The sequence below is a fragment of the Sporosarcina pasteurii genome (assembly GCF_041295575.1).
In the GTDB taxonomy this organism is placed as follows: Bacteria; Bacillota; Bacilli; order Bacillales_A; family Planococcaceae; genus Sporosarcina; species Sporosarcina pasteurii.
Genome location: NZ_CP160452.1, coordinates 55,118 through 80,441 on the forward strand (window position 1 = coordinate 55,118; position 25,324 = coordinate 80,441).

At 38.8% G+C, this 25,324-nt stretch carries 26 protein-coding genes; 25 read left to right on the forward strand and 1 reads right to left on the reverse strand.

Features of this window, described 5'->3' with window-relative positions:
- Positions 1-175: 175 nt before the first annotated feature.
- From rnmV to spoVT, 15 genes are all read left to right on the forward strand, one after another.
- Positions 176-739, forward strand: a complete 564-nt coding sequence (rnmV, locus tag AB1H92_RS00250; protein ID WP_115359636.1) for a ribonuclease M5 — start codon at positions 176-178, stop codon at positions 737-739.
- Positions 732-1,616, forward strand: coding sequence for a 16S rRNA (adenine(1518)-N(6)/adenine(1519)-N(6))-dimethyltransferase RsmA (gene rsmA / locus AB1H92_RS00255; RefSeq protein ID WP_115359637.1), 885 nt, complete (start codon positions 732-734; stop codon positions 1,614-1,616). The genes rnmV and rsmA overlap by 8 nt, the downstream gene beginning before the upstream one ends.
- Before the next feature lie 152 nt (positions 1,617-1,768).
- Positions 1,769-2,035 carry a biofilm formation stimulator Veg gene (gene veg / locus AB1H92_RS00260; protein WP_075526414.1) on the forward strand — a complete coding sequence of 89 codons (267 nt, stop codon included), beginning with the start codon at positions 1,769-1,771 and terminating at the stop codon, positions 2,033-2,035.
- Positions 2,036-2,170: 135 nt separating this feature from the next.
- Complete coding sequence (locus AB1H92_RS00265; RefSeq protein WP_115359638.1) at positions 2,171-2,356, forward strand: small, acid-soluble spore protein, alpha/beta type; 186 nt, start codon at positions 2,171-2,173, stop codon at positions 2,354-2,356.
- Positions 2,357-2,529: 173 nt separating this feature from the next.
- Complete coding sequence (gene ispE / locus AB1H92_RS00270; RefSeq protein WP_115359639.1) at positions 2,530-3,381, forward strand: 4-(cytidine 5'-diphospho)-2-C-methyl-D-erythritol kinase; 852 nt, start codon at positions 2,530-2,532, stop codon at positions 3,379-3,381.
- Between the two features lie 70 nt (positions 3,382-3,451).
- Positions 3,452-4,279, forward strand: a complete 828-nt coding sequence (gene purR / locus AB1H92_RS00275; protein ID WP_115359640.1) for a pur operon repressor — start codon at positions 3,452-3,454, stop codon at positions 4,277-4,279.
- Positions 4,280-4,281: 2 nt separating this feature from the next.
- A complete protein-coding gene (locus tag AB1H92_RS00280; protein ID WP_115359641.1) occupies positions 4,282-4,659 on the forward strand; it encodes a RidA family protein in 378 nt (125 codons plus the stop codon).
- Positions 4,660-5,053: 394 nt separating this feature from the next.
- Positions 5,054-5,341, forward strand: a complete 288-nt coding sequence (spoVG, locus tag AB1H92_RS00285) for a septation regulator SpoVG (protein WP_115359642.1) — start codon at positions 5,054-5,056, stop codon at positions 5,339-5,341.
- A 522-nt stretch (positions 5,342-5,863) separates the two neighbouring features.
- Positions 5,864-7,234: a bifunctional UDP-N-acetylglucosamine diphosphorylase/glucosamine-1-phosphate N-acetyltransferase GlmU gene (gene glmU, locus AB1H92_RS00290; RefSeq protein ID WP_115359643.1), complete on the forward strand. Its 1,371-nt coding sequence runs from the start codon at positions 5,864-5,866 to the stop codon at positions 7,232-7,234.
- Positions 7,235-7,251: 17 nt separating this feature from the next.
- Positions 7,252-8,211, forward strand: a complete 960-nt coding sequence (locus tag AB1H92_RS00295) for a ribose-phosphate diphosphokinase (RefSeq protein WP_115359644.1) — start codon at positions 7,252-7,254, stop codon at positions 8,209-8,211.
- Positions 8,212-8,298: 87 nt separating this feature from the next.
- Positions 8,299-8,931 (forward strand): 50S ribosomal protein L25/general stress protein Ctc, encoded by a 633-nt coding sequence (locus AB1H92_RS00300; protein ID WP_115359645.1) that lies wholly within the window; start codon positions 8,299-8,301, stop codon positions 8,929-8,931.
- A gap of 216 nt (positions 8,932-9,147) precedes the next feature.
- The gene (gene pth / locus AB1H92_RS00305) at positions 9,148-9,705 is read left to right on the forward strand and encodes an aminoacyl-tRNA hydrolase (RefSeq protein WP_115359646.1); all 558 of its coding nucleotides are present in this window, start codon (positions 9,148-9,150) and stop codon (positions 9,703-9,705) included.
- Positions 9,706-9,832: 127 nt separating this feature from the next.
- Complete coding sequence (locus AB1H92_RS00310) at positions 9,833-10,066, forward strand: anti-sigma-F factor Fin (RefSeq protein ID WP_115359647.1); 234 nt, start codon at positions 9,833-9,835, stop codon at positions 10,064-10,066.
- A gap of 183 nt (positions 10,067-10,249) precedes the next feature.
- Complete coding sequence (gene mfd, locus AB1H92_RS00315) at positions 10,250-13,783, forward strand: transcription-repair coupling factor (protein ID WP_115359648.1); 3,534 nt, start codon at positions 10,250-10,252, stop codon at positions 13,781-13,783.
- 91 nt (positions 13,784-13,874) lie between these two features.
- Complete coding sequence (gene spoVT / locus AB1H92_RS00320) at positions 13,875-14,411, forward strand: stage V sporulation protein T (protein ID WP_115359649.1); 537 nt, start codon at positions 13,875-13,877, stop codon at positions 14,409-14,411.
- 92 nt (positions 14,412-14,503) lie between these two features.
- Here spoVT and AB1H92_RS00325 read toward each other — a convergent pair whose 3' ends face one another.
- A complete protein-coding gene (locus tag AB1H92_RS00325; protein WP_115359650.1) occupies positions 14,504-14,650 on the reverse strand; it encodes an aspartyl-phosphate phosphatase Spo0E family protein in 147 nt (48 codons plus the stop codon).
- 412 nt (positions 14,651-15,062) lie between these two features.
- Between AB1H92_RS00325 and AB1H92_RS00330 the strand changes: the two genes are divergently transcribed.
- The 10 genes from AB1H92_RS00330 (at position 15,063) to essA (ending at position 25,323) form a co-directional block, all read left to right on the forward strand.
- Complete coding sequence (locus AB1H92_RS00330) at positions 15,063-16,655, forward strand: polysaccharide biosynthesis protein (RefSeq protein ID WP_115359651.1); 1,593 nt, start codon at positions 15,063-15,065, stop codon at positions 16,653-16,655.
- A 1-nt stretch (position 16,656) separates the two neighbouring features.
- Complete coding sequence (gene mazG, locus AB1H92_RS00335) at positions 16,657-18,117, forward strand: nucleoside triphosphate pyrophosphohydrolase (RefSeq protein ID WP_115359652.1); 1,461 nt, start codon at positions 16,657-16,659, stop codon at positions 18,115-18,117.
- Complete coding sequence (locus AB1H92_RS00340) at positions 18,114-18,371, forward strand: RNA-binding S4 domain-containing protein (protein WP_115359653.1); 258 nt, start codon at positions 18,114-18,116, stop codon at positions 18,369-18,371. The genes mazG and AB1H92_RS00340 overlap by 4 nt, the downstream gene beginning before the upstream one ends.
- A gap of 174 nt (positions 18,372-18,545) precedes the next feature.
- A complete protein-coding gene (yabP, locus tag AB1H92_RS00345) occupies positions 18,546-18,842 on the forward strand; it encodes a sporulation protein YabP (RefSeq protein ID WP_075526397.1) in 297 nt (98 codons plus the stop codon).
- Complete coding sequence (gene yabQ / locus AB1H92_RS00350; protein WP_115359654.1) at positions 18,839-19,306, forward strand: spore cortex biosynthesis protein YabQ; 468 nt, start codon at positions 18,839-18,841, stop codon at positions 19,304-19,306. Before yabP ends, yabQ begins: the two co-directional genes overlap by 4 nt.
- Positions 19,306-19,779, forward strand: a complete 474-nt coding sequence (locus tag AB1H92_RS00355; protein WP_243835628.1) for a septum formation initiator family protein — start codon at positions 19,306-19,308, stop codon at positions 19,777-19,779. The genes yabQ and AB1H92_RS00355 overlap by 1 nt, the downstream gene beginning before the upstream one ends.
- A gap of 133 nt (positions 19,780-19,912) precedes the next feature.
- On the forward strand, positions 19,913-20,365 hold the full coding sequence (locus AB1H92_RS00360; RefSeq protein ID WP_115359656.1) for a S1 domain-containing RNA-binding protein: 453 nt from the start codon (positions 19,913-19,915) through the stop codon (positions 20,363-20,365).
- A 558-nt stretch (positions 20,366-20,923) separates the two neighbouring features.
- Complete coding sequence (locus tag AB1H92_RS00365; protein WP_115359657.1) at positions 20,924-21,220, forward strand: WXG100 family type VII secretion target; 297 nt, start codon at positions 20,924-20,926, stop codon at positions 21,218-21,220.
- 202 nt (positions 21,221-21,422) lie between these two features.
- Positions 21,423-24,857 carry a type VII secretion protein EsaA gene (gene esaA / locus AB1H92_RS00370; protein ID WP_115359658.1) on the forward strand — a complete coding sequence of 1,145 codons (3,435 nt, stop codon included), beginning with the start codon at positions 21,423-21,425 and terminating at the stop codon, positions 24,855-24,857.
- Entirely contained in the window at positions 24,832-25,323 is a 492-nt protein-coding gene (gene essA, locus AB1H92_RS00375; protein WP_115359659.1) for a type VII secretion protein EssA, read from the forward strand. Before esaA ends, essA begins: the two co-directional genes overlap by 26 nt.
- Position 25,324 lies beyond the last annotated feature (1 nt).

A 25,324-nucleotide genomic window follows, 5' to 3' on the forward strand; every position in this document is an offset into this window, starting at 1 on the left:
GAATGCAATTTTATCAATGCTCTATTGGTTATAAGTGTGACCGTTATTGTCAAAATCGAGCTTGTTTACACATGTATATGCATTGAAGATAAGTAGGTATACATACATTCCTTTTTACTAATAGGGATTGGAAGAGTAGAATAATGTAAAGAATAAAGTGGAAAGAGGAACCTTCGTGAATATAAAAGAAATTATTGTCGTTGAAGGAAAGTCTGATACGGTTGCAGTGAAGCGTGCAACGAATGCGGATACAATTGAAACAAATGGTTCAGCCATTAATGAAGAGACGTTGTCGCGTATTCAGCACGCAGCGGAGACGCGTGGCGTCATTGTGTTCACTGATCCTGACTATCCTGGAAGACGCATTCGTGCGATTATAGAGGAACGTATCCCGACTGTAAAACATGCTTTTTTAGAAAAAAAGAAAACGATTGCCAAGAATGGTAAAGGACTTGGAATTGAACATGCGACTGACGATGATATTCGACAAGCAATTCAATCCGTCTATACAGTAGAAGAACAACCAGCTGTCGAAATTCCGCTCATTGATTTGATGGCAGCAAGACTAGTTGGACATCCAGATGCTCGAAAAAGGCGAGAACGTTTAAGTGAATTGCTCCATATTGGACAAGTAAATGGGAAGGGTTTAAAAAAACGATTAGAAATGTTTAGAATAACACCGGAACAATTAGCAAACACTATAACTGTTCTCGATAAGGAGGAAAAACAAGATGAATAAAGATATTGCGACTCCGAAGAGGACTAAGGAGATTTTAGAAAAACACGGATTTTCATTTAAAAAAAGTTTAGGGCAAAACTTTTTAATTGATCCAAATGTATTGGAGAATATTGTTTCTCATGCAGAACTTACAGAGCAAGTAGGGGTAATTGAAATTGGCCCGGGAATTGGCGCGTTAACGGAGCATCTTGCAAGAAAAGCAGGGAAAGTCGTAGCGTATGAAATTGATGGGCGCTTACTACCCGTTCTAGAAGACACTTTGTCGCCATATAATAACATTAAGGTTATTCATCAAGATGTATTAGAAGCAAATTTAAAGCAAATGATAGATGAGGAGTTCAAAGATTTCAAAGATATTGTAGTTGTTGCGAACCTCCCTTATTATGTAACGACCCCGATTATTATGAAGTTTTTACTTGAAAGGATTCCAATTACTGGAATGATTATTATGATGCAAAAAGAAGTAGCGGATCGTATTACCGCGCTTCCAGGAACAAAAGCATACGGTTCATTATCCATCGCTATCCAGTATTACATGGATGCTTCGGTTGCTATGATTGTTCCAAAAACAGTTTTTGTTCCACAACCAAACGTTGAATCTGCTGTTTTAAAATTAACGAGAAAAGAACAATTACCCGCAAAAGTTAATGATGAAGATTTTCTTTTTCAAGTGTCAAAAGGATCCTTTGTACAAAGAAGAAAAACAATCTTAAATAATTTACAGACCTCGCTTCCTGATGGGAAAACGAAGAAAGAATCTATATTGGCTGCCTTTAAGGAAGCAGATATTGATCCGCGGCGTAGAGGGGAAACGTTAACAATAGAAGAGTTTGCCCGATTATCTAACGCGTTATATAGTGATTTTTCTAAGAAATAAAACTAGTGTCGAAAAAAAGTGCACTTCAAAAAAACTATGGTTTTTTAAAATAAAATGATTGACAAGTATAATGATTGCTTGTTAAAATTATCTGTTTGGTTGACAAATAAACCACTATATGTTATGGTTGTATATAGTGAGGTGTTAGCGAAGTGCCAAAAACATTAGCGGACATTAAGAAGTTATTGGATTCTCATTTAGGGAAACGTTTGCACTTGAAGGTAAACGGTGGCCGAAGAAGAACGATTGAAAGAACTGGTGTTCTAAGTGAAACATATCGTGCAGTATTCGTCGTTGAACTCGATCAAGAAGAGAACTCGTTTGAAAGAGTCTCTTACAGCTACGCGGATATTTTAACGGATGCCGTTGAAATATCAATCATTGACGACGCTGGTCTGACAGACTTCGTTGTCAAATAGTACTAGCATTTATTGTTTAAATATTATTTCAAGTTTCAAGCACCTATCAAAGGGATTTTCATTATTCCTGCGGTAGGTGTTTTTTTAGTTGCTTAGTGCATACTAAGCTTGTCAGCTGAAAAGGAGGCAAACCGAATGGCGAGAAAACAGAGTATCATGTCTGAGCAATTAAAAGAAGAAATTGCAAAAGAGCTTGGATTTTACGATGTTGTTGAGCGGGAAGGTTGGGGAGGAATTAAAGCACGTGATGCCGGTAATATGGTAAAGCGCGCAATTGAAATGGCGAATCGCGGTCTTGGTGAAGACGACCGAACACCATAGGATTCCTTTAAATCCATTGAAAGCTGACGAAGAAAAGGACTGTTCCGAAGTTATCATTTGATAATGGACGAATAGTCCTTTTTTATTGAACATATTTTATCCCTTACCGAAGGTGCATTCTCCTGTTCTATGGTAAAATAGGGAGCAAAGAACGGAGGATTGGAGGGAGTCCAATGTTGTACGAGAAGGCACCCGCAAAGATAAATTTGACGCTTGATGTGTTACATAAGCGATCCGATGGTTTTCATGAAGTAGAAATGGTCATGACAACGGTTGATTTAGCGGATCGAATCTGGTTGCGTTCAACGAATGATGGAAAGATTACGATTAAAACTTCTGATTATTTTATTCCAACTGACCAGAGGAATTTAGCCTATCAAGCCGCAAAGCTTCTGATGCAAAAGTATAGCGTGACAGAAGGCGTTGAAATCACAATAGAGAAAAGCATTCCTGTAGCGGCAGGATTAGCGGGCGGAAGTTCAGATGCCGCGGCAACGCTACGTGGGTTAAATCGATTATGGAAACTTGGGTTATCAAACGAAGAACTAGCGGAGATTGGCGCAAAAATCGGTTCAGATATTCCTTTTTGTGTTTATGGAGGGACAGCTTTAGCGACGGGACGTGGAGAAAAAATCCAAAAACTTGTCTCGCCCCCAAACTGTTGGGTTATTTTGGTGAAGCCGGCTATTTCGGTATCTACTGCGAGTATATATGGGAACTTAGAAATAGGTCGGTATACGCATCCAAATACCCAAGCGATGATTGAAGCACTTGAGAACAAAGATTATGTTCAGATGTGCCAAACGCTAGAAAATGTTTTAGAGCCCGTGACGATGGCGCTTTATCCAGAAGTAGTTGTACTTAAAGAGCAAATGAAGAAATTTGGTGCCGACTCGGTGCTCATGAGCGGTAGTGGGCCTACGGTGTTTGGTCTTGTTGAAAATGAAGCAAGAGTACCGCGTATTTATAATGGATTAAAAGGTTTTTGTCGTGAAGTTTATGCGATTCGAATGATGGGCGAATAGTACGTTCTTGATTAGGTGCGGACGTTCGTGATAATCTTACTATAAACATTCGTGTTTGGGAGCTGGTTTTATGAAATGGAAGAGAAGCGAGAGATTGGTTGATATAACGTGTTATCTGTTGGATAATCCACATGAACTTATCCCGTTGACTTTCTTTTCTGAACGTTATCAGTCGGCAAAGTCTTCGATAAGTGAAGACTTGACAATCGTGAAAGAAACGTTCGAGGAAAAAGGAAATGGAAAATTACTTACTGTAACGGGAGCGGCGGGTGGTGTGAAATACATACCACAAATGGCGGCTACAGCGATAAAAGAAGTGATAGACGAGCTTATGAATAAGCTTGGTGAAAAAGACCGTCTGTTGCCAGGTGGTTATCTATATATGGCAGATTTACTTGGTAATCCTATTTTAATGGATAGAATCGGTAAAGTATTTGCTTCAAGATTTGCCGAGGAAAAAATTGACGCCGTCATGACAGTTGCAACAAAAGGTATTCAAATTGCCCATTCAATTGCAAGGCATCTAAACGTACCTGTTGTGATTGTTCGTCGTGATAGTAAGGTAACGGAAGGTTCAACAGTTAGCATTAACTATGTTTCAGGTTCAGCTAGAAGAATTCAAACGATGGTACTGTCCAGGCGGAGCATGCAAAAAGGTCAAAGGGTTTTGTTAACCGATGACTTTATGAAAGCTGGCGGTACGATGCTTGGAATGAAAAACCTGCTAGATGAATTCGAGTGCGAACTTGCCGGTATTGCGGTACTTGTAGAAGCGGAGCATCACGAGGAAGTGCTTGTAGATGAGTACTTATCGCTTGCGAAACTTTGCAAAGTGAATGAAAGAAGTCGTACAATTGAAATTAGCGAAGGGAATTATTTTGAGAAGGGTGGACAATAGTTATGGAATATGTAGCTACAGACAAAGCACCAGCAGCAATTGGTCCTTACGCACAAGCTGTCACAGTGAATGGATTGGTATACACATCCGGTCAAATTCCGTTAACGGCGGACGGATTACTTGTAGAAGGAACAATTGAAGATCAAACAGAGCAAGTTTTTGAGAATTTAAAAGCAGTTTTAGAAGAGGCAAATTCATCATTAGACAAAGTTGTGAAGGCAACTGTATTTATTACAGACATGAATGACTTTGGTGTTGTAAACGATATTTATGCGAAACATTTTGGTTCTCATACGCCAGCTCGTTCATGCGTACAAGTTTCGAGATTACCGAAAGACGTACAAGTTGAAATTGAAGTCATTGCGCTAATTAATGAATAATCAATTAGACATGAGAAGCTATGGATAGTGGTCCATAGCTTTTCGTTTTGTCGAGAACTAAAAGTACTTAGTCTGCGTGGTATATTAAGGGGGATGCATATTGATTGGGCATTCGAACTGGTAGGCACAAGATTTTTAGTAATAAGGTGGATCCTTGAAACGATTGTTTAATGAATTTCTATATATCTTTCGAAGTAGAGGGTTGATAAAATTGATGTAGATTTTGATGGACATCGATCTAATCAACCAAGTGTTCAAACAATTATACGCTAACCAACCCTTATTCACGTACTAATGTATAAAATTTTTAAAATAATTAACAAATAAAGAAGGGAAAGAGTCATGGATGTAGAATAGATAATATTACGTAGGGATAGAGAAGGGGAGAAAAAGAATGGAAGTAACAAACGTAAGATTAAAAACAGTAGAGACAAACGGAAGAATGAAAGCGATTGCATCAATTACTTTTGATGAGGAATTTGTTGTTCATGATATTCGAGTAATTGATGGCAATGAAGGGTTGTTCGTTGCGATGCCGAGTAAACGGACACCAGATGGGGAATTCCGTGATGTTGCACATCCAATCAATTCAGATACACGATTAAAAATTCAAAACGCAGTACTGGACGCTTATCGTGTAGCCACCGAAGAAAAAATGGATCTTGAAGAAGCGGGTATATAATAAACTGAACGCTCTCTCAAAATAACTTGAGGATGCTTAGTTGTGCCCCCTAGAGCGATAATTCTTAAGCGGAAAGGGGGCATTAGACACGGTTTATTTGGAAATAATCTAATATCGTAGGGTGAAAATCATTTATCCAATTATATAATTCTTTACAATATCCTCGAAGTCATACAGACGGTACCACGTTAGCAATAAAACAGCCTCAGTAATCATCACTGTTCATCTCCAATGTTAAAGTGGATTCATTTGAACATCTCGTGACTGAAATCACGAGTCTTCTTAGCGAATTAATTTGACGGTAAGCGGAGATAGAATTTACATCAACGACATCCCTACACTTTATTCCGTTGCAACCTCATCTTGCTAAAAATGGTTATTTTAAAAAAAACGAACAATAATAAAAGATTGTTATCGAAATGTCAAGTAGATAAGGTTGAAAAATAGCTGGTTTTCCGCTATAGTCATATAGAGAAAAGACTAAGGGATTCATCTTCGTCCCTCATTGATGGAGGAAAGAACATGTCGAATACATACGCCATCGTTCTAGCAGCAGGTCAAGGTACTCGAATGAAGTCTGACTTATACAAAGTACTTCACCCTGTTTGTGGGAAACCGATGGTCGCACACGTAATAGATAACATTAGTCACCTCGGTGCAAATCGTATTGTGACAATTGTTGGACACGGAGCTGAAAAAGTTGAAGAAACACTGGGAAGTACAAGTGAATATGTGCTTCAACAAGAACAACTTGGCACAGCACATGCAGTTCAACAAGCTGAAAAACTAATTGGTGATCTAGAAGGTACTACGATTATAGTTTGTGGAGATACACCTTTGATTCGCTCAACGACAATGGAGAAGTTAATTGAACACCATAAGCAGTCGGCAGCGAAAGCTACAATTCTAACAGCGTTTACAGAAGATCCGACTGGGTATGGTCGAATCATCCGTGGAGAAAATGGTCAAGTGCTCCGAAATGTTGAACAGAAAGATGCAACGATAGAAGAGCAACAAGTAAAAGAAATTAATACTGGGACTTATTGTTTTGACAATCAGGCATTATTTGAAGCGCTCAAGAAGGTGCGGAATGATAATGCGCAAGGTGAATACTACCTTCCTGATGTTTTGGGTATTCTCCGGGAAGAAGGGGCATTGGTTACGGCTTATGCGACTGAAGATTTTAGTGAGACGCTAGGTATCAATGACCGAGTTGTTTTATCTGAAGCTGAGCGAGTGATGCGCCTACGTATCGCAGAAAGTCATATGAGAAACGGTGTAACGATCATTAGTCCGGAAAATACGTATATCAGTGCAGACGCAAAAATAGGTCGTGATACTGTTTTACAACCAGGATCTATGATTGAGGGTAGCACGGTGATTGGTTCAGGATGCATCATCGGACCGAATAGCCAAATTACAGACAGCACCATTGGCGATAGAACGAAGATTCATTCTTCTGTTGTGATAGATAGTAAAGTTGGTATGGATACAACTGTAGGGCCGTTCGCGCATATTCGTCCAGAGTCGGACCTTGGTAATCATGTGCGAATTGGCAATTTCGTTGAAGTAAAGAAATCAACTTTTGGAGAAGGCAGTAAAGCGGCGCATCTAAGTTACATCGGTGATGCGAATGTCGGTTCAAATGTGAATTTTGGATGCGGCACAATTGTCGTCAATTACGATGGTAAGAAAAAGCATGTAACGACAGTAGAAGATGAAGCGTTCATTGGCTGTAACGCGAATCTAGTTGCGCCGGTGGAAATCGGAAAAGGTGCTTACGTTGCAGCTGGATCGACTGTGACTAAAAATGTTCCAGCAGATTCATTAGCAATCGGTCGCGCACGACAAGAAAATAAAGATGGCTACGTTTCAAAACTAAAACTCAACTAATAAACAGGGGGACCATGATGGCTAATCATTATCCGAATAATAAACTAAAGATATTCTCTTTGAATTCCAATGAACCACTAGCAAAGGAAGTTGCTGAAGAAATTGGAATCCCACTGGGCGAATGTTCCGTCACAAGATTTAGTGATGGAGAAGTCCAAATTAATATTGAAGAAAGTATCCGTGGCTGTGATGTATATGTAATCCAGTCAACGTCAAACCCTGTCAATGAGCATTTGATGGAATTACTAATTATGATTGATGCATTAAAACGTGCATCAGCCCGTACAGTGAATGTTGTAAAACCTTACTACGGATATGCGCGCCAGGATCGAAAAGCGCGCTCACGTGAACCAATCACAGCTAAACTCGTTGCAAATATACTCGAAACTGCTGGGGCAACTAGAGTGATTGCAATTGATCTTCATGCACCTCAAATTCAAGGGTTCTTCGATATTCCGATTGACCATTTAGTTGCAGAGCCAATTTTGACTGAATACTTCAAAGGCAAAGGTTTCTCTAAGGACGAGTTAGTCATTGTATCACCGGATCATGGTGGAGTAACACGTGCTCGGAAAATGGCGGATCGGATGAAGGCGCCTATCGCAATCATTGATAAACGTCGTCCACGTCCAAACGTTTCTGAAGTAATGAATATTGTCGGTCAAGTAGAAGGTAGAACAGCGATTTTAATAGACGATATTATTGATACTGCAGGAACGATTACAATTGCAGCGAATGCATTAATCGAAAGCGGCGCAAAAGAAGTGTATGCTTGTTGTACACATCCTGTTTTATCAGGCCCAGCAATTGAGCGTATTGATAACTCCAAGATAAAAGAACTAGTTGTCACAAACACGATAGAATTGTCAGGAGAGAAGAGTTCGCCGAAAATCAAACAACTTTCTATTGCAAAATTACTTGCAGATGCAATCATTCGTGTATTTGAAAAGAAATCAGTTAGCACCCTCTTTGATTGACAAGGTATCCGGGATGCTGTAACGTAATAATTAGCCGAAAATGTTACAAAATTTACTTAACAGCTTATTTAGAAAGGTGATTATGTAATGAGTACAACAATACAGTCAGATTTGAGGGTTGCTGAAAAGCAATCAACACTTACAGAACTAAGAAATAAAGGCTTTGTTCCTGCAGTAGTTTACGGATATAAGACAGATGCAACGTCTATTTCTGTTAGCGAGAGGGATCTAATTAAAACGTTACGCGTAACGGGCCGTAATGGTGTTATGCAACTTCTTCTAGGAGAAGATAAATTGAACGTTGTGTTAAATGACTATCAGGCAGATGCTTTAAAAGGGACGATTACCCATGCTGATTTCCTTGAAATCGATATGGCTGAAGAACTTGAAGTAAGCGTACAGATTAACCTGGTTGGAGAATCAGTTGGTGAAAAAGATGGCGGCATCGTCCAGCAGCCTAACTGGGAAATCGATATTAAAGTTAAACCATCTGATATTCCAGAGACGTTTGACATTGACATTACAGAATTAAACATTGGTGAAACAATTACAGTTGCTGATATTCGCGAAAAATCTAAGTATGAGATTTTAAGTGAAGATGACTTTGCACTTGTTACAGTTACAGCTCCACGTTCTGAAGAAGAGCTTGAAGCACTTGACGAAGTGACTGAAGAAGCAAGCGCAGAGCCAGAAGTTATTGGTGAAAAAGAAGAAGAATAAGCAAGACAATGGCGTACGGAATTCCGTGCGCCTCTTTTCTGTTATTTCATAAGTTGATAGCAGTTTCGATACTAGGACTTTTCAGTGAGATTAGGTATTGGAACGCTCGTAACGTAGACTGATTTAATAGGAATGCTTTCTATTTAAAGCTATATGAAAGCGGGGCAGTGTATTTCTGCTATAGCAAGTATAATTTGATATAAAGGAAGAAAATATATGAAAATGATTATTGGACTTGGAAACCCAGGGAAGCAATATGAAAGTACACGCCATAATATTGGTTTTCATGTAATTGACGAACTTGCAGACCGACTAGGCGTCACTTCTATGCAATCTAAGTTTAATGGGATGTATACGATTGTCCACCAGCCAGAAGGTAAAGTCATGCTTGTAAAGCCACTTACCTATATGAACCTATCCGGTGAATGCGTTCGTCCCTTAATGGATTACTACGATGTTGAGGTAGAGGATATCATCGTTCTCTATGATGATTTAGATTTTGCTCCAGGTGAATTGAAGCTTCGTCAAAAGGGAAGTGCTGGAGGACATAATGGGATGAAATCACTCATTGCACATCTAGGAACCGACAAGTTTAAAAGAATCAGGCTAGGAATTGGTCGACCAACAAATGGGATGAAAGTATCTGATTACGTATTGTCTTCATTCGGAAAAGAAGAGCTTCCTCTGATTAACGAAATGGTCGATAAAAGTGCAGATGCATGTATGAATTGGTTAAAAACTCCGTTCCTAGAGGTCATGAATCAATTTAATTAAAATGATTGTTGATTGAATTTCTATAATTAGAATGTATTTCGATCTTTAAAGATCCCATCAACGTATTCTAGAAGAATAAAATAATCCTTTACTGCCTATACTGAAAAGAAAAGGGGTAGGTGGTCAAGTGAAGATTCATTATCATTGTAGACACTGCGATACCGAAGTAGGTTCACTTCCATTTGAATCAGCGGCTGAAGCACTCGCGCTTATAAAAAAGATGGACGCAGAGGAAGAGGAGGAACGATTCCTAGCCTACAAGGACGATGGCACATTAACTGTACGTTGTATTTGTGAGCAGTGTGAGCAAATCTTACAACAGTCACCAAGCTATTATACGCTTAAAAAGTGGTTACAATAGGTATTTGCTTTGACGCTAAGGGCGTTCAAAGCTTTTTCTGCTTAACTAATTCATCCAAAGGTGTACGGAGAGCATTAAAATAAACGAATTTCACCTCTTTATTATAAAGTCAAATAGATTACCAGATTACTAGATAACATAAGGCATCAACGAATAAGAAAGATGAAAGACAGGTGTGAAATCTTGAAAGCACTTATTAAATATTACGAACAACAAAACGACATCCATAAACTCGTAGAAGAATTGAAGAGTGGGAACGATGGTCAATTAATCGCTGGATTATCGGGTGGTGCAAAGCCAGTATTTCTTCAGTCGCTTCAGCAATCGATTGAAAAACCAATCCTTATTGTTTCGCCTAATCTTTTGCAGGCACAACGTACATACGAGAATTTGGTAAAGATGTTTGGCGATTCGTATGTGCACCTTTATCCTGCGGAAGAATTGGTAGCCGCAGAGTTTTCTGTATCGAGCTATGAATTGCGCGCGCAAAGAATTGAAACGATCGATCATATGGTCCGTGTTGGAAAAGGTGTATATATTACACCCATTGCAGGGATGCGTAGATTATTACCACATAAGAAGCGTTGGTTAGAAAATCGTTTGTCGACAAAGATAGATGACACAATCGATATAGATCTATGGATTGAAAAACTAACTGCAATGAATTATACAAGACAGGATATGGTAACAGCACCTGGAGAGTTTGCTTTACGTGGTGGGATACTAGACTTATATCCACTTCATCTTGAAAATCCAATTCGAATAGAGTTATTTGATACTGATGTAGATTCAATCCGAATATTCTCTGCTGAGGATCAGCGGTCTATTGGAAAGTTAGAATCCGTTTCTATACTACCCGCAACAGAATTTGTTTGGACTGAAGGTGATTTAAAGTCCATTGCGGACAGGTTGGAACAAGAGCTTTCGGTAAGTTTGAGAAAGATAAAAAACGAAGAATCAAAAGAACTTTTAACGATGCATATTTCAAACGACATAGCATTAATGCAAGAGGGAAACGTTCCTGAGGATATATTAAAATACGCTTCTTTTGCAGAAGAACAACCGACATCATTAGGGACTTATTTTTCCACTGATGGGATTGTCGTATTTGATGAAATTGGGCGTATTACAGAAGTGCTTGGGTCATTAGAGGCAGAAGAAGAGGAATGGTCTATTTCGCTTATTGAAGAAGGGAAAATTGTTCATTCCGCAAAATTATCATTTACTTTTGATGAAATCAATAAAATGCTGTCGCAAAGCAAGCTTTACTTATCTTTATTTATTCGTACGGTTCCAGGAATTACTGTGAGCAAGACGATGACAATTTCTTGTAAACCGATGCAAGAATTTCACGGTCAGATGCAAATGTTAAAAAGTGAAATGGAACGATGGCAGAACGGGAATTACAATGTGTTTATTCTTGCTGATGGTATAGAACGAATGAAAAAAGTTCAAGCGATACTTGAAGACTATGATATAGAGGCAAACTTAACAGGAAACCCTTCGGAGACAGGCGGAGTTTTTATTCTAGACGGTGGTTTGTCAAATGGGTTCGAATTGCCACTCCATAGAATAGCGGTACTTACAGATGCTGAATTATTTAAAGCGAAACCGAAGCGACGGACTCGTACACAAAAAATGTCTAATGCGGAGCGGATTAAAAGTTATTCTGAAATTAAACCAGGTGACTATGTCGTTCACGCGCATCATGGAATTGGAAAATATATCGGTATCGAAAAGATGTCTCAAGGCAACATCGAAAAAGATTATTTGGAAATTCATTTCAAAGGAAACGATAAACTTTATGTACCGACGGATAAAATAGATTTAATCCAGAAATACATTGCTTCAGGTGAAAAAGAACCATCCTTGCATAAGCTTGGCGGGACGTCTTGGAAGCGAACAAAAAGTAAGGTTTCTGCTGCAGTTAAAGATATTGCAGATGATCTGATTAAATTATATGCACAACGCGAATCCGAAAAAGGATTTGCTTTTTCGAAAGATGATGATTTACAGCGTTCATTTGAAAATGCGTTTCCGTATAGAGAAACAGATGACCAGCTACGTTCGATAGAAGAAGTAAAGCAAGATATGGAAAACATTCGTCCAATGGATCGATTGCTATGTGGAGACGTTGGGTATGGCAAAACGGAAGTGGCCATACGTGCGGCATTTAAAGCCGTAAATGACGGAAAACAAGTAGCTTTTTTAGTACCGACGACAATTCTTGCGCAACAGCATTATGAAACGATGAAAGAGCGATTTGAGGGGTTCCCGATTGAAGTATCTCTGCTAAATCGTTTTAGGACGAAAAAACAACAAACTGAAGCATTAAAAGGATTGAAAGCGGGAACGGTGGATGTAATTGTTGGCACGCACCGTTTGCTTTCGAAAGATGTTGTTTATCGAGATTTAGGATTGCTAATTGTGGATGAAGAGCAACGATTCGGGGTGACGCATAAAGAGCGTTTGAAGCAATTAAAAACAAATGTAGACGTGCTTACACTAACGGCAACGCCAATTCCTCGAACATTGCATATGTCTATGTTAGGGGTCCGCGATTTATCGGTTATTGAAACGCCACCAGCAGATCGTTTCCCTGTTCAAACTTATGTCATGGAACATAACTTTGCCCTAGTGCGAGAAGCGATTGAACGTGAAATGGGGCGTGGTGGTCAGGTGTTTTACTTATACAATCGAGTCGAGGATATGACGAAGAGGGTCGATGAAATTAAACAACTTGTCCCTGATGCGCGGGTTGGATATGCACACGGACAAATGAGTGAAACAATGCTAGAGTCAACAATTTTAAGTTTCCTGGAAGGTGAATTTGACGTCCTCGTAACAACAACAATTATTGAAACGGGAATTGACATTCCAAATGTGAATACGTTAATTGTTCACGATGCAGATCGAATGGGCTTGTCTCAGTTGTATCAGCTACGTGGTCGAGTTGGACGTTCAAACCGAGTTGCCTATGGTTACTTTTTATACCAGCGTGACAAAGTGTTAACAGAGGTGGCAGAAAATCGTCTTCAAGCAATAAAGGAATTCACTGAGCTCGGTTCGGGCTTTAAAATTGCGATGCGTGACCTGTCGATTAGGGGCGCGGGAAATTTATTAGGATCGCAACAACATGGGTTTATCGATTCTGTTGGGTTTGACTTATATTCTCAAATGTTGCAAGAAGCGATTGAAGAGAGAAAAACTGGTGTTGTTAAAGCGGATATTCCTGATGTTGAAGTATCCCTTTCCATGACTGCTTATATTCCAGAAGAATATATTCGTGACAGCTTTCAAAAAATTCAAATGTATAAGCGTGTAAAGGCGATTGATAGCGAAGAGGAATATAATGAGCTTGTAGATGAAATGATTGATCGATTCGGTGATTTACCATTTGAAGCTGAATTACTCCTTCGTATTGCAAGGTTGAAAGTATGGGGGCGCATTGCTGGTGTGGAGTCGATTAAAAAGCAAAGATCAAAAATTGAAGTGAGGTTCACGCCTGAAGGGACAGCTAAAACAGACGGTGCAAAATTATTAAGTGAATCTATGCAATTTGGACGTGCGATTGGTTTTTCTATGGACGGTGACCAACTTCTGTTAACTATTGATGAAAAGCATACAGGAAAGCAAACTGGTTTCGATGTACTTGAGTCATTAATGAAATTACTTCCGGGTTCTACCAAGGAAACAGCTACATCGAAATCCGTCTAAAGGAAATTTTGCATAATTTGCCCACATATGAAGCATACTAGGAAAGCAATAGAAGATATATGTTAATTTCCTGGAAAGTGAGGCATTATGTATGAAGGCAACTGGAATCGTCCGTAGAATTGACGATCTTGGAAGGGTCGTTATCCCAAAGGAAATTCGGAGAACGCTTCGAATTCGAGAGGGGGATCCACTTGAAATATTCACTGCTCGGGAAGGTGAAGTGATTTTAAAGAAATACTCCCCGATATCTGAACTTGGACAATTCGCAACAGAATATGCTGAAACGCTATATGAAACACTAGGGACTCCGGCATTAATAAGTGACCGTGATGAAATGATCGCAGTTTCGGGTGTTTCAAAAAAAGAATATTTGAATCGTCAACTAACGTCCGATGTTGAGGAAGTCATTGCCAACCGAAAAATTATCACGGAAAAACTTGAAAAAACAGTTGAATGGGTCCCAGGTCAAGTTGAACAAGTGAAGTCGTATTGTATCGCGCCAATTATAGCCGAGGGAGATGCGATAGGAGCTGTTTATTTACTATCAAAAGTTCATTTCTTAGGTGATATTGAAGAAAAAGCAGTAGAAACGGCTGCGAATTTTTTAGCAAAACAAATGGAGCAATAATAAACAGCCTACCGAAACCAAAGTGGTCAGGTGGGCTGTTTATTTGCGTGTTATGATGTAGTCCGTTATTTAAATTGGAGATGAATGTGAAATTAGATTTCTTGATATCTATTAAGTAAAGTGTCTAGTCTCTGGCTACATGAGACGACTGAAGGGTGAGTGTAACCAAGGTGTTTTGCCATAACGTACATGCACTTGCGGATAACATTTATCTGCCTTTCTAAGATAAACTTTTGCATAGCTCGTTTCCTCCGTATTATATTGATGATGACTTGTAATAAAATTCACATGTTTAAAACACACACAAAACCTATCCTACCTCATTCAAAATGAATATGTTGTCGAATCTTGTACAAAATCTACACTTACACAAAGTTGTAACAATTAGAAGGAATAAATCACTCGAAACTTGAATACTTATCATGTTTTTGTTTAGCAAAATTTGTTTTACTTTGCAAAATTAAGAAGCGTAAACATTCATGACGAACTTAAATATTCTAAAAAGTTGTAACTAGTACAGTAAATACCCAAATATGATCATTGCTAAACATATATTTCTTCTCGACAAGAACTATCAAGTATTCTATTCGTTTCAGATGATAATCAACGATGGTATACTGAGTAGAAGTAACGAAGAGAAGAGGTATATGAATGGTCCAACGATGGGATATGAAGACTTTCATGAAAGGTGCGTCTATTTTAACGGTCTCTGCAATTATTGTTAAAATACTGAGCGCTGTTTATCGTGTTCCTTATCAAAATCTTGTTGGAGATAAGGGGTTTTATATTTATCAACAAGTCTATCCTTTTGTTGGGATTTTTATTGTATGGACATCTTACGGTTTTGCGGTTGCTGTATCAAAATTATTAGCGAGCAGCCGAAGTCCAGGACAAGCAAAAACGATGATGCGCATAGCGTTTGTCTACTTATTGTTATTATCACTGACATTTTTTGGGGTACTGACAGGATTTGCTCCGTTTTTTGCTGAAGCGATGGGAGATCCCCAGTTAGTCGCTTTGTTAAGGGCGAGTGCTTACATTGTTTTGCTTATGCCCTTTTTAGCGATATTGAAAGGAAATTATCAAGCGAATGGCCATATGGTTCCTGTAGCAGTTTCAGGTGTTGGAGAACAAACGAGTCGCGTTATTATTATATTAATTGGAACATGGTTAGCCGTTACATCCGGTGCATCACTTTATAAAGCTGGGGAGATTGCGTTGTGGGGTGCTGTTATTGGAGAGGCTACAGGAGTTCTAATACTAGCACTTTATTATCGGCGTACGTTTATTGGGCATGCTGAACCAGTTTGTGTATGGAAAACTGTTAAAGAACTAACCATTGTCAGTTTAAGCGTAAGTGCGAGTTCCTTAATTTTGTTACTTTTTCAACTCGTAGACTCCTTTACGATACTAAACTATCTGGTAGCGATGGGAATCAGTGAACAAACTGCGATGGTAATCAAAGGTGTGTACGATCGTGGACAACCACTCGTCCAAATGGGTATCCTCATTGCGACAACGTTGGCGCTGGCCATCGTACCGCTAATTGCCCACCATGCGTCCAAAACGAACGGGCGTGGTGCTGTACCGTTTATACGAGTGACCTACCGAACGGCTTTTTTATTTGGTTGGGCAGCAACGGTTGGACTTATCCTTATCCTACCTTATGTTAATGAAATGCTTTTTGAAACACGTGAAGGATCATTTGCCCTCATTATTTTTTCAATCCAAATATTTTGGTTATCCTTAATCCTACCGCTAACAGCTATTTTACAAGGTGCCGGAAAAATTAAAATTCCGACCCTGCTACTCATTAGTGGATTGGTAACTAAAGGTATCGGTAATGTCATGCTTGTTCCTCTTTATGGGATTACGGGTGCAGCACTTGCAAGTAATGTCGGGTTTATTCTAATAACAGTTTGTTTGTTCATTTATTTTAAAAAGATATGGTCTATCGAGTTGGCACCATTTCGTTTTTATGGGTGGCTATTCATAGCGACGTTGGGGATGGTCGCACTCGTTTTACCGTGGATGCTGATTGGTGATGGCTACTTATTTGATCGATTACCGACAAGAATAAGTGCAACGATTATTGCTTTAACATCGGTTGTTATCGGAGCAGTTGTGTTTTTATTTGTCATCTTAAAATCTCGTATTATGGAAGAGAGAGAATGGTATTTATTACCGTTTGGTAAACGCCTAGCGGGTATACAATTACGACTTAATCAAAGAAAAGGTGAATAATATGCATCAAATTACTGTCATTGGTCTCGGCGCGGGAGACCTTGAACAATTATCAGTTGGGACTTATCGGAGTTTAAAAGAAGCTTCAATGATCATGGCGCGAACCGAGCAACATCCTGTAATCTCAGAACTGCGAAGTGAAGGAATTAAGATTGAAAGTTTTGATGAGATATATGAACAACATGATGCATTCCATGTGGTGTATGAAAAGATTGTCGAGGCGCTGATAACCGTCAGTGAAAGTCAACCAGTTACCTATGTAGTGCCTGGACATCCATTGGTTGCTGAACAGACCATCCAATTATTAATCGAAAAAGAAAAACAAGGACATGTTGAATTGGATATTGTAGGAGGTAATAGTTTTCTCGACCCTATATTTGCTGCTTTACGGATTGATCCGATAGAAGGCTTTCAGTTATTAGACGGCACGGATTTTTCTAAGGATGATGTAAAGATGCGTCAACACATTCTTATTGGACAAGTGTATGATGCGTTTGTAGCTTCGGAGGTAAAACTATCACTTATGGAAAAATATCCATATGATCATCCAGTAACAATCGTAACAGCCGCAGGTTCTCGTGATGAAAAATTAACGACGATTCCTCTGTTTGAACTAGATCGTGAGACGGAAATTAACAATTTAACGACGGTTTACGTTCCGCCCGTGGAAGCAAGAGAAGAACGTTTAAAAGAGTGGGCTACGTTTAGAGAGATTATCGCGAAGCTGCGATCGCCTGAAGGTTGTCCGTGGGATCGAGAGCAAACCCATGTGACGCTAAAGAAATATTTAATAGAAGAAGCACATGAATTGTTAGAAGCAATAGAGCATGAAGATGATGAAGGAATGATTGAAGAACTTGGTGATATTCTACTGCAAGTATTTTTACATGCTCAAATTGGTGAAGACGATGGTTACTTTACAATAGAAGATGTTTTGCATTCCATTGGTGATAAAATGATTCGACGTCACCCACATGTTTTTGGGGATGGTGAAGTAGAAAATGCAGAACAGGTTGTTCAAAATTGGCAGGAGATAAAAGCCTCCGAAACAGGAGAACGCCAGTCATTACTAGAAGGACAAGAACGTTATGCTTCCTCACTACTTACATCATTTAACTATCAAAAAGAAGCGGCGAAAGTTGGCTTCGACTGGCCGAATATTGACGGAGCTTTTGAAAAGTTCGAAGAAGAATGGAACGAATTCCAAGAGGAAGTTAAAATGGGCGTAAAGGAAAAACAACTCGATGAACTCGGGGATGTTTTATTTACCATTGTAAATATCGCACGCTTTTTAAAGCTCTCACCGGAAGAGGCGATGATTCATGCCAACCAGAAATTTAAATCGCGCTTTGCATACGTAGAACAATGCGTACAAGAAGGCAAAGGTCACTTTAGTGATTATAGATTAGATGAACTAGAGCAATTTTGGCAACAAGGAAAACGGAAGGAGAACCCACAATGAGAATTGATAAGTTTTTAAAAGTTTCACGGCTAATCAGACGAAGAACATTGGCGAAAGAGGTAGCAGATCAAGGACGAATCGAGATCAATGGCCAAGTCGCAAAGGCATCTTCCAATGTTAGTGTAGGTGATACAATCGCCATCCGTTTTGGTCAAAAAATTGTAACTGTAAAAGTGGAAATGATAAAAAATACTACGAAAAAAGAGGAAGCGGAATCGATGTATGCGCTTGTTAGTGAAGAGCTAATCAAATAGGTTATTTCATAGTTCTAGTTATATGTAGGTGTTTTTTGTTGATTTTGGTGGAAAGCGTCCGCCCGGAAAGGAAATCAACGTTGTTCCAAATTCCGTATTATAAATTATAGTTGGTCATGTTTTAGAATTTCTCTGCATAAGATGTTTTGAACGTACAAGCAGAGGAGGAAGAATATGCAAATTCAAACGGACAGCCCAACGTACACAATACCATCTGGTGATCATGTAGTGACAATGAGAAATCGAAAAAGAATGGATTTGACATCTGTTAAGTCAATCGATCGTTTCGATCAAGAAGAGTTTCTCGTTCGCACTTCGCAAGGATTGTTGCAAATCCATGGAGAGGAATTACGCATCGTACATCTAGATGTCGATAAAGGACTTCTTACATTGGAAGGGACGGTAAGTCTCATTCAATATGATGAAGATGATTCTGGGTCGCGCGGTTTCCTCCATAAATTATTTGGATGAGCCTATCCGTACAGTTCTTTAGCCTCCTCGCAATGATTGGAACGGGCATTGTCGCGGCGGCTATGATTGATATGATTGGTACAGGAACTGCACATGCTGGAAAAAAGTCATTTGTTAGAAGGCATGCAGTTATCATAGAAGTAATCGGATGGATAATTGCGGGCTGTTGGACATTTACAATTTTATATACTGTTCGAGACGGTGCATGGAGAATTTATGATCCGTTCGCGCAATTGAGTGGAATGTTACTGTATGCAAGTTTTTTCCACAAGCCATTTCGTGTAGTTGGCAAGGTAATTTTGCTCGTTATTATTAAACCGATTTGGTTGATCTTCCGTGCCATCGTCTCGGTAATTAACCGTCTTTTTCTTTTTATTATATGGATACTGACGCTTCTCTCTAAACCATTCGTTTCAATATTCCGTAAATTAAACAGAAAACTCTTTAAAATTAAGTGGAGATAGTGTATAATTTATGGAGTAGTATTGATTGGATAGTTGTGGAGGGGAGCGCTGACATGGTAAGAAAAAAAACAAAGCAAACACCAACAAACATTGCTAAAATAAAAAATGAATATGTCCGCACCTTGCAACAAAAGGAAGAAAGAAAAAAAGTGCAAAAAGCACGCTTATACCGTAATTTAGTGGTATTTGCTGTCATTGCAATTGTTTCATTAGGTTTCCTTCTAAATACATTTTGGGGACAGAAAAAGACATTGGCGGCTAAAGAACAAGAAAAGCAAGCCTTGCTAATTGAACTTGCCGAAAAAGAAGAAGAACATGTTATGCTGAAAAGACAGCTGGAAAAACTTAATGACGATGAATACATCGCAAAATTAGCGCGACAAGAGTATTTTTTGTCAGATAAAAACGAAATTATTTTCTCATTACCAAAAAAAGAAGAGAAAGACAAAAAGAAAGATGAGGAAAAAGAGTAGTCTTATTGACACTCTTTTTTTGTTCGCTATAATAGAGGGTAGAACCTAGTCTGCTGTCAAGACTTGTGAATATGGTTAGAAGGTTTCCCAATCGGAGAAGCCCGCTTAAATCTTAAGGAGGAGCATTTTTTTTATGTCAATTGAAGTAGATAGCAAGTTACAAGGTAAAGTGACGGGGATCACGAACTTCGGGGCATTTGTAGAGCTACCGAATGGCTCGACAGGCCTTGTCCACATAAGTGAAGTCGCTGATAGTTACGTGAAGGATATTAACGAACATCTTAAAGTCGGCGACGCTGTAGAAGTAAAAGTGATGAATGTTGGTGACGATGGTAAGATTGGGTTGTCAATTAGAAGAGCAAAACCTGAATCTGAACGTCCACAACGCCCTCAACGTCCTCGTACAAGTGGTGGTCGACCAGGCGGAAGTGGTGGTCGTTCTGGTGGAGGACGTCCAAACCATAATCGGACGGAAAATTTCGAGCAGAAAATGGCACGTTTCATGAAAGATAGTGAAGAACGTCTTTCTACTCTGAAAAGAGCGACTGAGTCAAAACGCGGTGGCCGTGGCGCAAGAAGAGGGTAACTTGCTAGTAAATTCAATGTAAGAAAAATGTCTGATATAAAAAAGCGACGAATTTGAAAGGGAACTTTCTAATTCGTCGCTTTTTCGTTTTTTTCTCAGAAGATGCAGAGTAGGTTAATTTCAAGATGACAATCATGAATAGAGAGTTCTATCTTTGTTGAACATGGAGGAAATCATCACCACATAGACAATACCACTTTAGAGGCTTTTAAAAGAGGAGGAAAGGACTGAGTTGAAAGTAACTATTTTTGAAGGGGTTTCTATTTTGACGCCAAGTTATTCAATAGCTGGCAACAAAAAATTATCTATATGAATAGTTTTTTTATGAAAAATAATATAAATATGATTAGATTAAGCGTTTAATAGTTAAAAATAACAGAAATAGCACTAAGTTACTGTTTGTATATAAATCAGAAAATTTAGTTGACACGTGAAAATCTATCATCTATTATTACGGTGCAACGAGGTAACTATTTTAAACTACCGGGAATTTGAAACTATTTCCTGGTTATTATTGGCTATATCAATATTAAATTTATTAAAAGGGGATGGCGACGAATGTCAGGGCAAATTCGTATGAGTCCAGCGGAATTAGCGGACAAAGCAAAACGCTATGGACGTAGCGGGGATCAAATTGATCAAATATTAAAGGATTTAACAGCTTTACAAAGCGATTTAAGAGGACAATGGGAAGGTAAAGCGTTTCAACAATTTGACGTTCAATTTGATGAACTAACGCCAAAAGTTAAAAACTTCGCAGAACTCATGCGTCAAATTGAATTACAATTAACAAAAACAGCAGATGCGGTAGCTCGACAAGACGAAGAATTATCACGAAACTTTGGCCTACGTTAATAAATAACCTTGTTTGGGCTATACAAAATAACGAGTCACAGCGCATTTCTAACAATGAGCCACGCAACTAATGTTGTGTGGCTTATTATTTGTTATAAGCAAGTGGTTTGAATAATCTATAGATATTTTTTACATATTTTAAGCTATAAAAATAATAAAGTGTTTTTATCCAGATGAGTAATGGATAAAGGGGGAGTCTCCATTGAAGAAATTGAACTATAAATTACTAGTGTTTCTAGCGTTAATGTTAGTCCTTTCGGGGGGGATTACATACCTAGCATTAAATCAACCGACCAAAGGAAATGTCGACGAGGATATTTCTAAAATGACAGTTGCCTTGGTCAATGAAGACCAAGGGGCTTTGCTTAACGAGGCTGAAATTGACTTTGGAAAAGAGTTTGTTAAGAGTATTGAGAAAGATAATACCCACGATTGGTATGTAGTAAGTCGTGGTGTTGCTGAAAGTGGGCTTGAAAATAATGCCTATAACATGATGATCGTTATTCCGAACGATTTTTCCGAAAGGGCTTTATCAATTGAAGCAGAAGCCCCTGAAAGAATCCTATTAAATTATAAAATAAATACATCTGGAAGTGCTGAACTTAAAGCGGAAGCAGAAAAAACAGCTAGTGGTATATTAAATGATTTTAACCGACGTATTATTGATGTATATTTCGCAAGCATTATCGGGAACTTACAAGAGGCCCAAGATAAAATAAGCTCTATCGTGGAGAAAGAAACGATTTATACAAACACATATAAAAATGCAATACAAAATCCTCTTTCACAATACACAGCTCAATTCGATGCTGTTCAAGATAATACACAGCATTCAAGAGAAGGTTTCGAAGGCCTGCAAGAAATATTAAGTATGTTTGAAACGAATTTGGTCAATGGACTTAAACCGAAAGAAGACTATTTAACGAGTTTAGCTGACATTGCAAAAATGCACGAAGTTAATACAGTGTCTTTTGAAAATTTCTCGAATCATTTATCTGTTTTTAGCAATGGCATGAGTGACAATGAGCTGTTGAACCAATTAAGAGAATTAGAGTTAGCGAATAAAGCAATTTATGAACAGTTTCAAAAACAAGCAGAGGGTAGCGCACCAACGATTGTTTCAGAAGCTAAAGTTATTCAACAGTATTTAATAGAGACCTATCAAAAACTAGAAAGTTTTAATGGTGATATCGCCAAAACATTAGCAAACGATTTGGAAGGCAATGTTACGGATCGCATCCAAAAAGCATTTGAAGAAATCTTTAGAGAGGAACGCGGCAACTTGGAAAGCTTCTTAGTACAAGCGGACAATGACTATCGTAAGCGTATTAAAAATCAAGTTGAGGAATTGCCCCCAATCAATCTAAGCGAACTTCAGGAATTCGGATTATCAAAACAAACCATTAATGAACTGAAAAACGTTACCACGCTTACAAAGGAATATGAAGACGAATTTGGATTTACGTTTGATAATAAAGACGGGGAATCGCCGTTAACGAAAAAAATTCAACAAATCAAATACGGACTAATCGAAACGGGCGTTGAGGTAACCGATACTGTTAGAATCCCTGCAACCAAAAAACGCGGGCAAGAATTTAAACTATTGAAACCAGCCAACTATAACGTTGCATCAGTTCATATAAAGTTGCCTGGAAAAACAGAGCGAAATTACACGAGGAGTTATTACAGGAACGGTACAATTATACTGCCGAAAAATGAAGAAGGGGAATTCGGAGTCCGTGTTGTCTTTAAATTAGATGCCAAAGAAAATGAAGTTGATATTTTACAACCTATTTCATGGAGCTGGGAGTTAAGGCAGACAGATGAAGGGGGAATTGCTATCCCCGACCCGGAACCAGCTCCGCAACCAGACCCAGAGGTTGATCCGGAACCATCTCCTGAACCGGTGCCAGAATCAGAACTCCCTGAGGAGATTGACGCACAAGATGAACAACCATTTGAAACGATAAATTTAACTGCCGATGAACAGCCGGAGCAAGAGAATATAGAACAAGACGAAATTGAAGAAACGCCAATGGAAAATGATGAGGAAGAAGAGCCGGGCATTGAGGAAAATGAAATTGAAATCCCAGCAGTCATCCCTGACCCAACGCCTGGTCCGATGCCTAAACCAGAAAAAGTTACCGTAACAAAGCATATGATTTCCAGCAAAGTATCGTCTTCTTTAACTACTGATGCTACAGGAAAACTGGCCAGCGCTGCGATTGACACTGTGAAAGAGTACCGCGAATTAATGACGTTGTACGAGACTTATTTCGGCGTCGATATGAAAGTGAATCACAGTGAATTCGTCAAGCAATTGGAAGGTACTACCGATGATTTCGCAACTGACAGTTCACTTTACAAGTTATTTAACAAAGATATTGTCCAATTATTTACGGACTATGTTGTTGGAAATATTACGGGCACGATTAACGAACAGGTACATGAACAAGTAGAAGGTCTGCAAAGGCAGATGCTTGAATATACTGCGCTGGTGAAAGAAACAAACGATGAATCTGATGACCTCATCCAAATCATAGGGCAGACTTCCAACCAAGCAAGTACAATGAATGCGAATATTGAAAGTTTACTAGGAGAATTAGCACAATGGAGAGAAAAAAGCATTGAACTTCTAGAAGAGCAAGAAGGTATTTCGTTAGGTAAGGGCGATGAGCAAGTAGCGCTTGTTTCATTAGATGGTCAATTCAATTCTTTATTAGTAGCAAGTCAATCATTGGCAGAACAGGCGAAGGGCAATTTAAGTTCTGCGGATTACGTTTATGAATCATTTGATGCGATTGACAATCAAGCAAGAATCATTCAAGAAGGCGGAACAACGTTAGTAAATGATGCGAATACTTTGGCAACCAATTTGACGGAAAAACTAATTGAGGATCAAAATTTTGCTAATAACTTTGCGGGCGTTTTAGAGAATAGCCGTATTGGCGAAAGACCGAATGAAAATCTCTATAGTTTTTTATCCAATCCAGTTCAAACCAAAAATGCTGGAGTCATTTCAGCAGGTGATACGTTAACGCCGTATTTCCTAGTCTTAATCAGTTTCATCGTTGCATTATTTACTGGATATGCTCTTTCAACAAATGATCGAATACGTGTCCAAAGAGGAGCATTCGAAGAAGAGAGTACATTGATGGGAATGAATACACCAATTACGCTCCTAACGTTAGGAATAGGACTTGTTGAGGGGATGATCATAGGGATTGTTTCAGGGAAATTATTACAAATAGATCCAGCGAAATTATTATTATGGATTGCGTTAATTACTTTAATTACTTTGACAATGATTCTAATCACTACTTATTTACTGAGACAATTAAAGATGATTGGTATGTTTGTGCTACTCACTTTATTAGGTTTGTATTTATTCTCAACCGAAGCACTGGGAACTGATTTTGATAAGTTATCCCTTGCAGCGACAATTCGAAAATACTCACCATTACAATATGTCGAGTCATTATTAACGAGCGTTGTGAATGGCATCCCTAACAATCAAGGTATGATTTTCATCCTGATTGGTTTAGCGCTTATTGCAGTCGTTGCAAACTTGCTTGTTATTCACCGTTCTCTATGGAAAGAAGGGATCGCAGATGAAGCGGCAACTGAAACGCGCTAGTATGTGGAGTTTATTCATCTGCCTATTCATGATGTTTCCTCTCCAAACATTCGGAGAGGGAACGACAAATAGTGATGGGAAGATGCGCTTTAAAACGGAGAGAATTGGGGAGAAAGAAGGCGTACAGTCTAACAAGGAAACTGAACTTGAAAAGATTGCCCCCGATTTATTTAAAGAAGAAACAATAGAAGCAATAGAAAAGAAACAGCAAGAGTTAAAGAGTGAAGTTGAAAACCTGGAGAAAATCCTTTTCAAGACTTCAAAAATAACAGATAGTTCGATACAGGATACGAAAAAAAGTTTATTTGCAAATGATTATCAGGCACCTAAAGCGCTAGCTGAAATGGATGACAGTGAGGTAAGTGAAGAAGGAATATCGAGTAATGTTATTCTGTATGGCTTGCTTGGAACGGTCATTCTCTTGTGCGGAGGAATTTTTACGTACATGCAAAAGGTGCTCGGCTAAT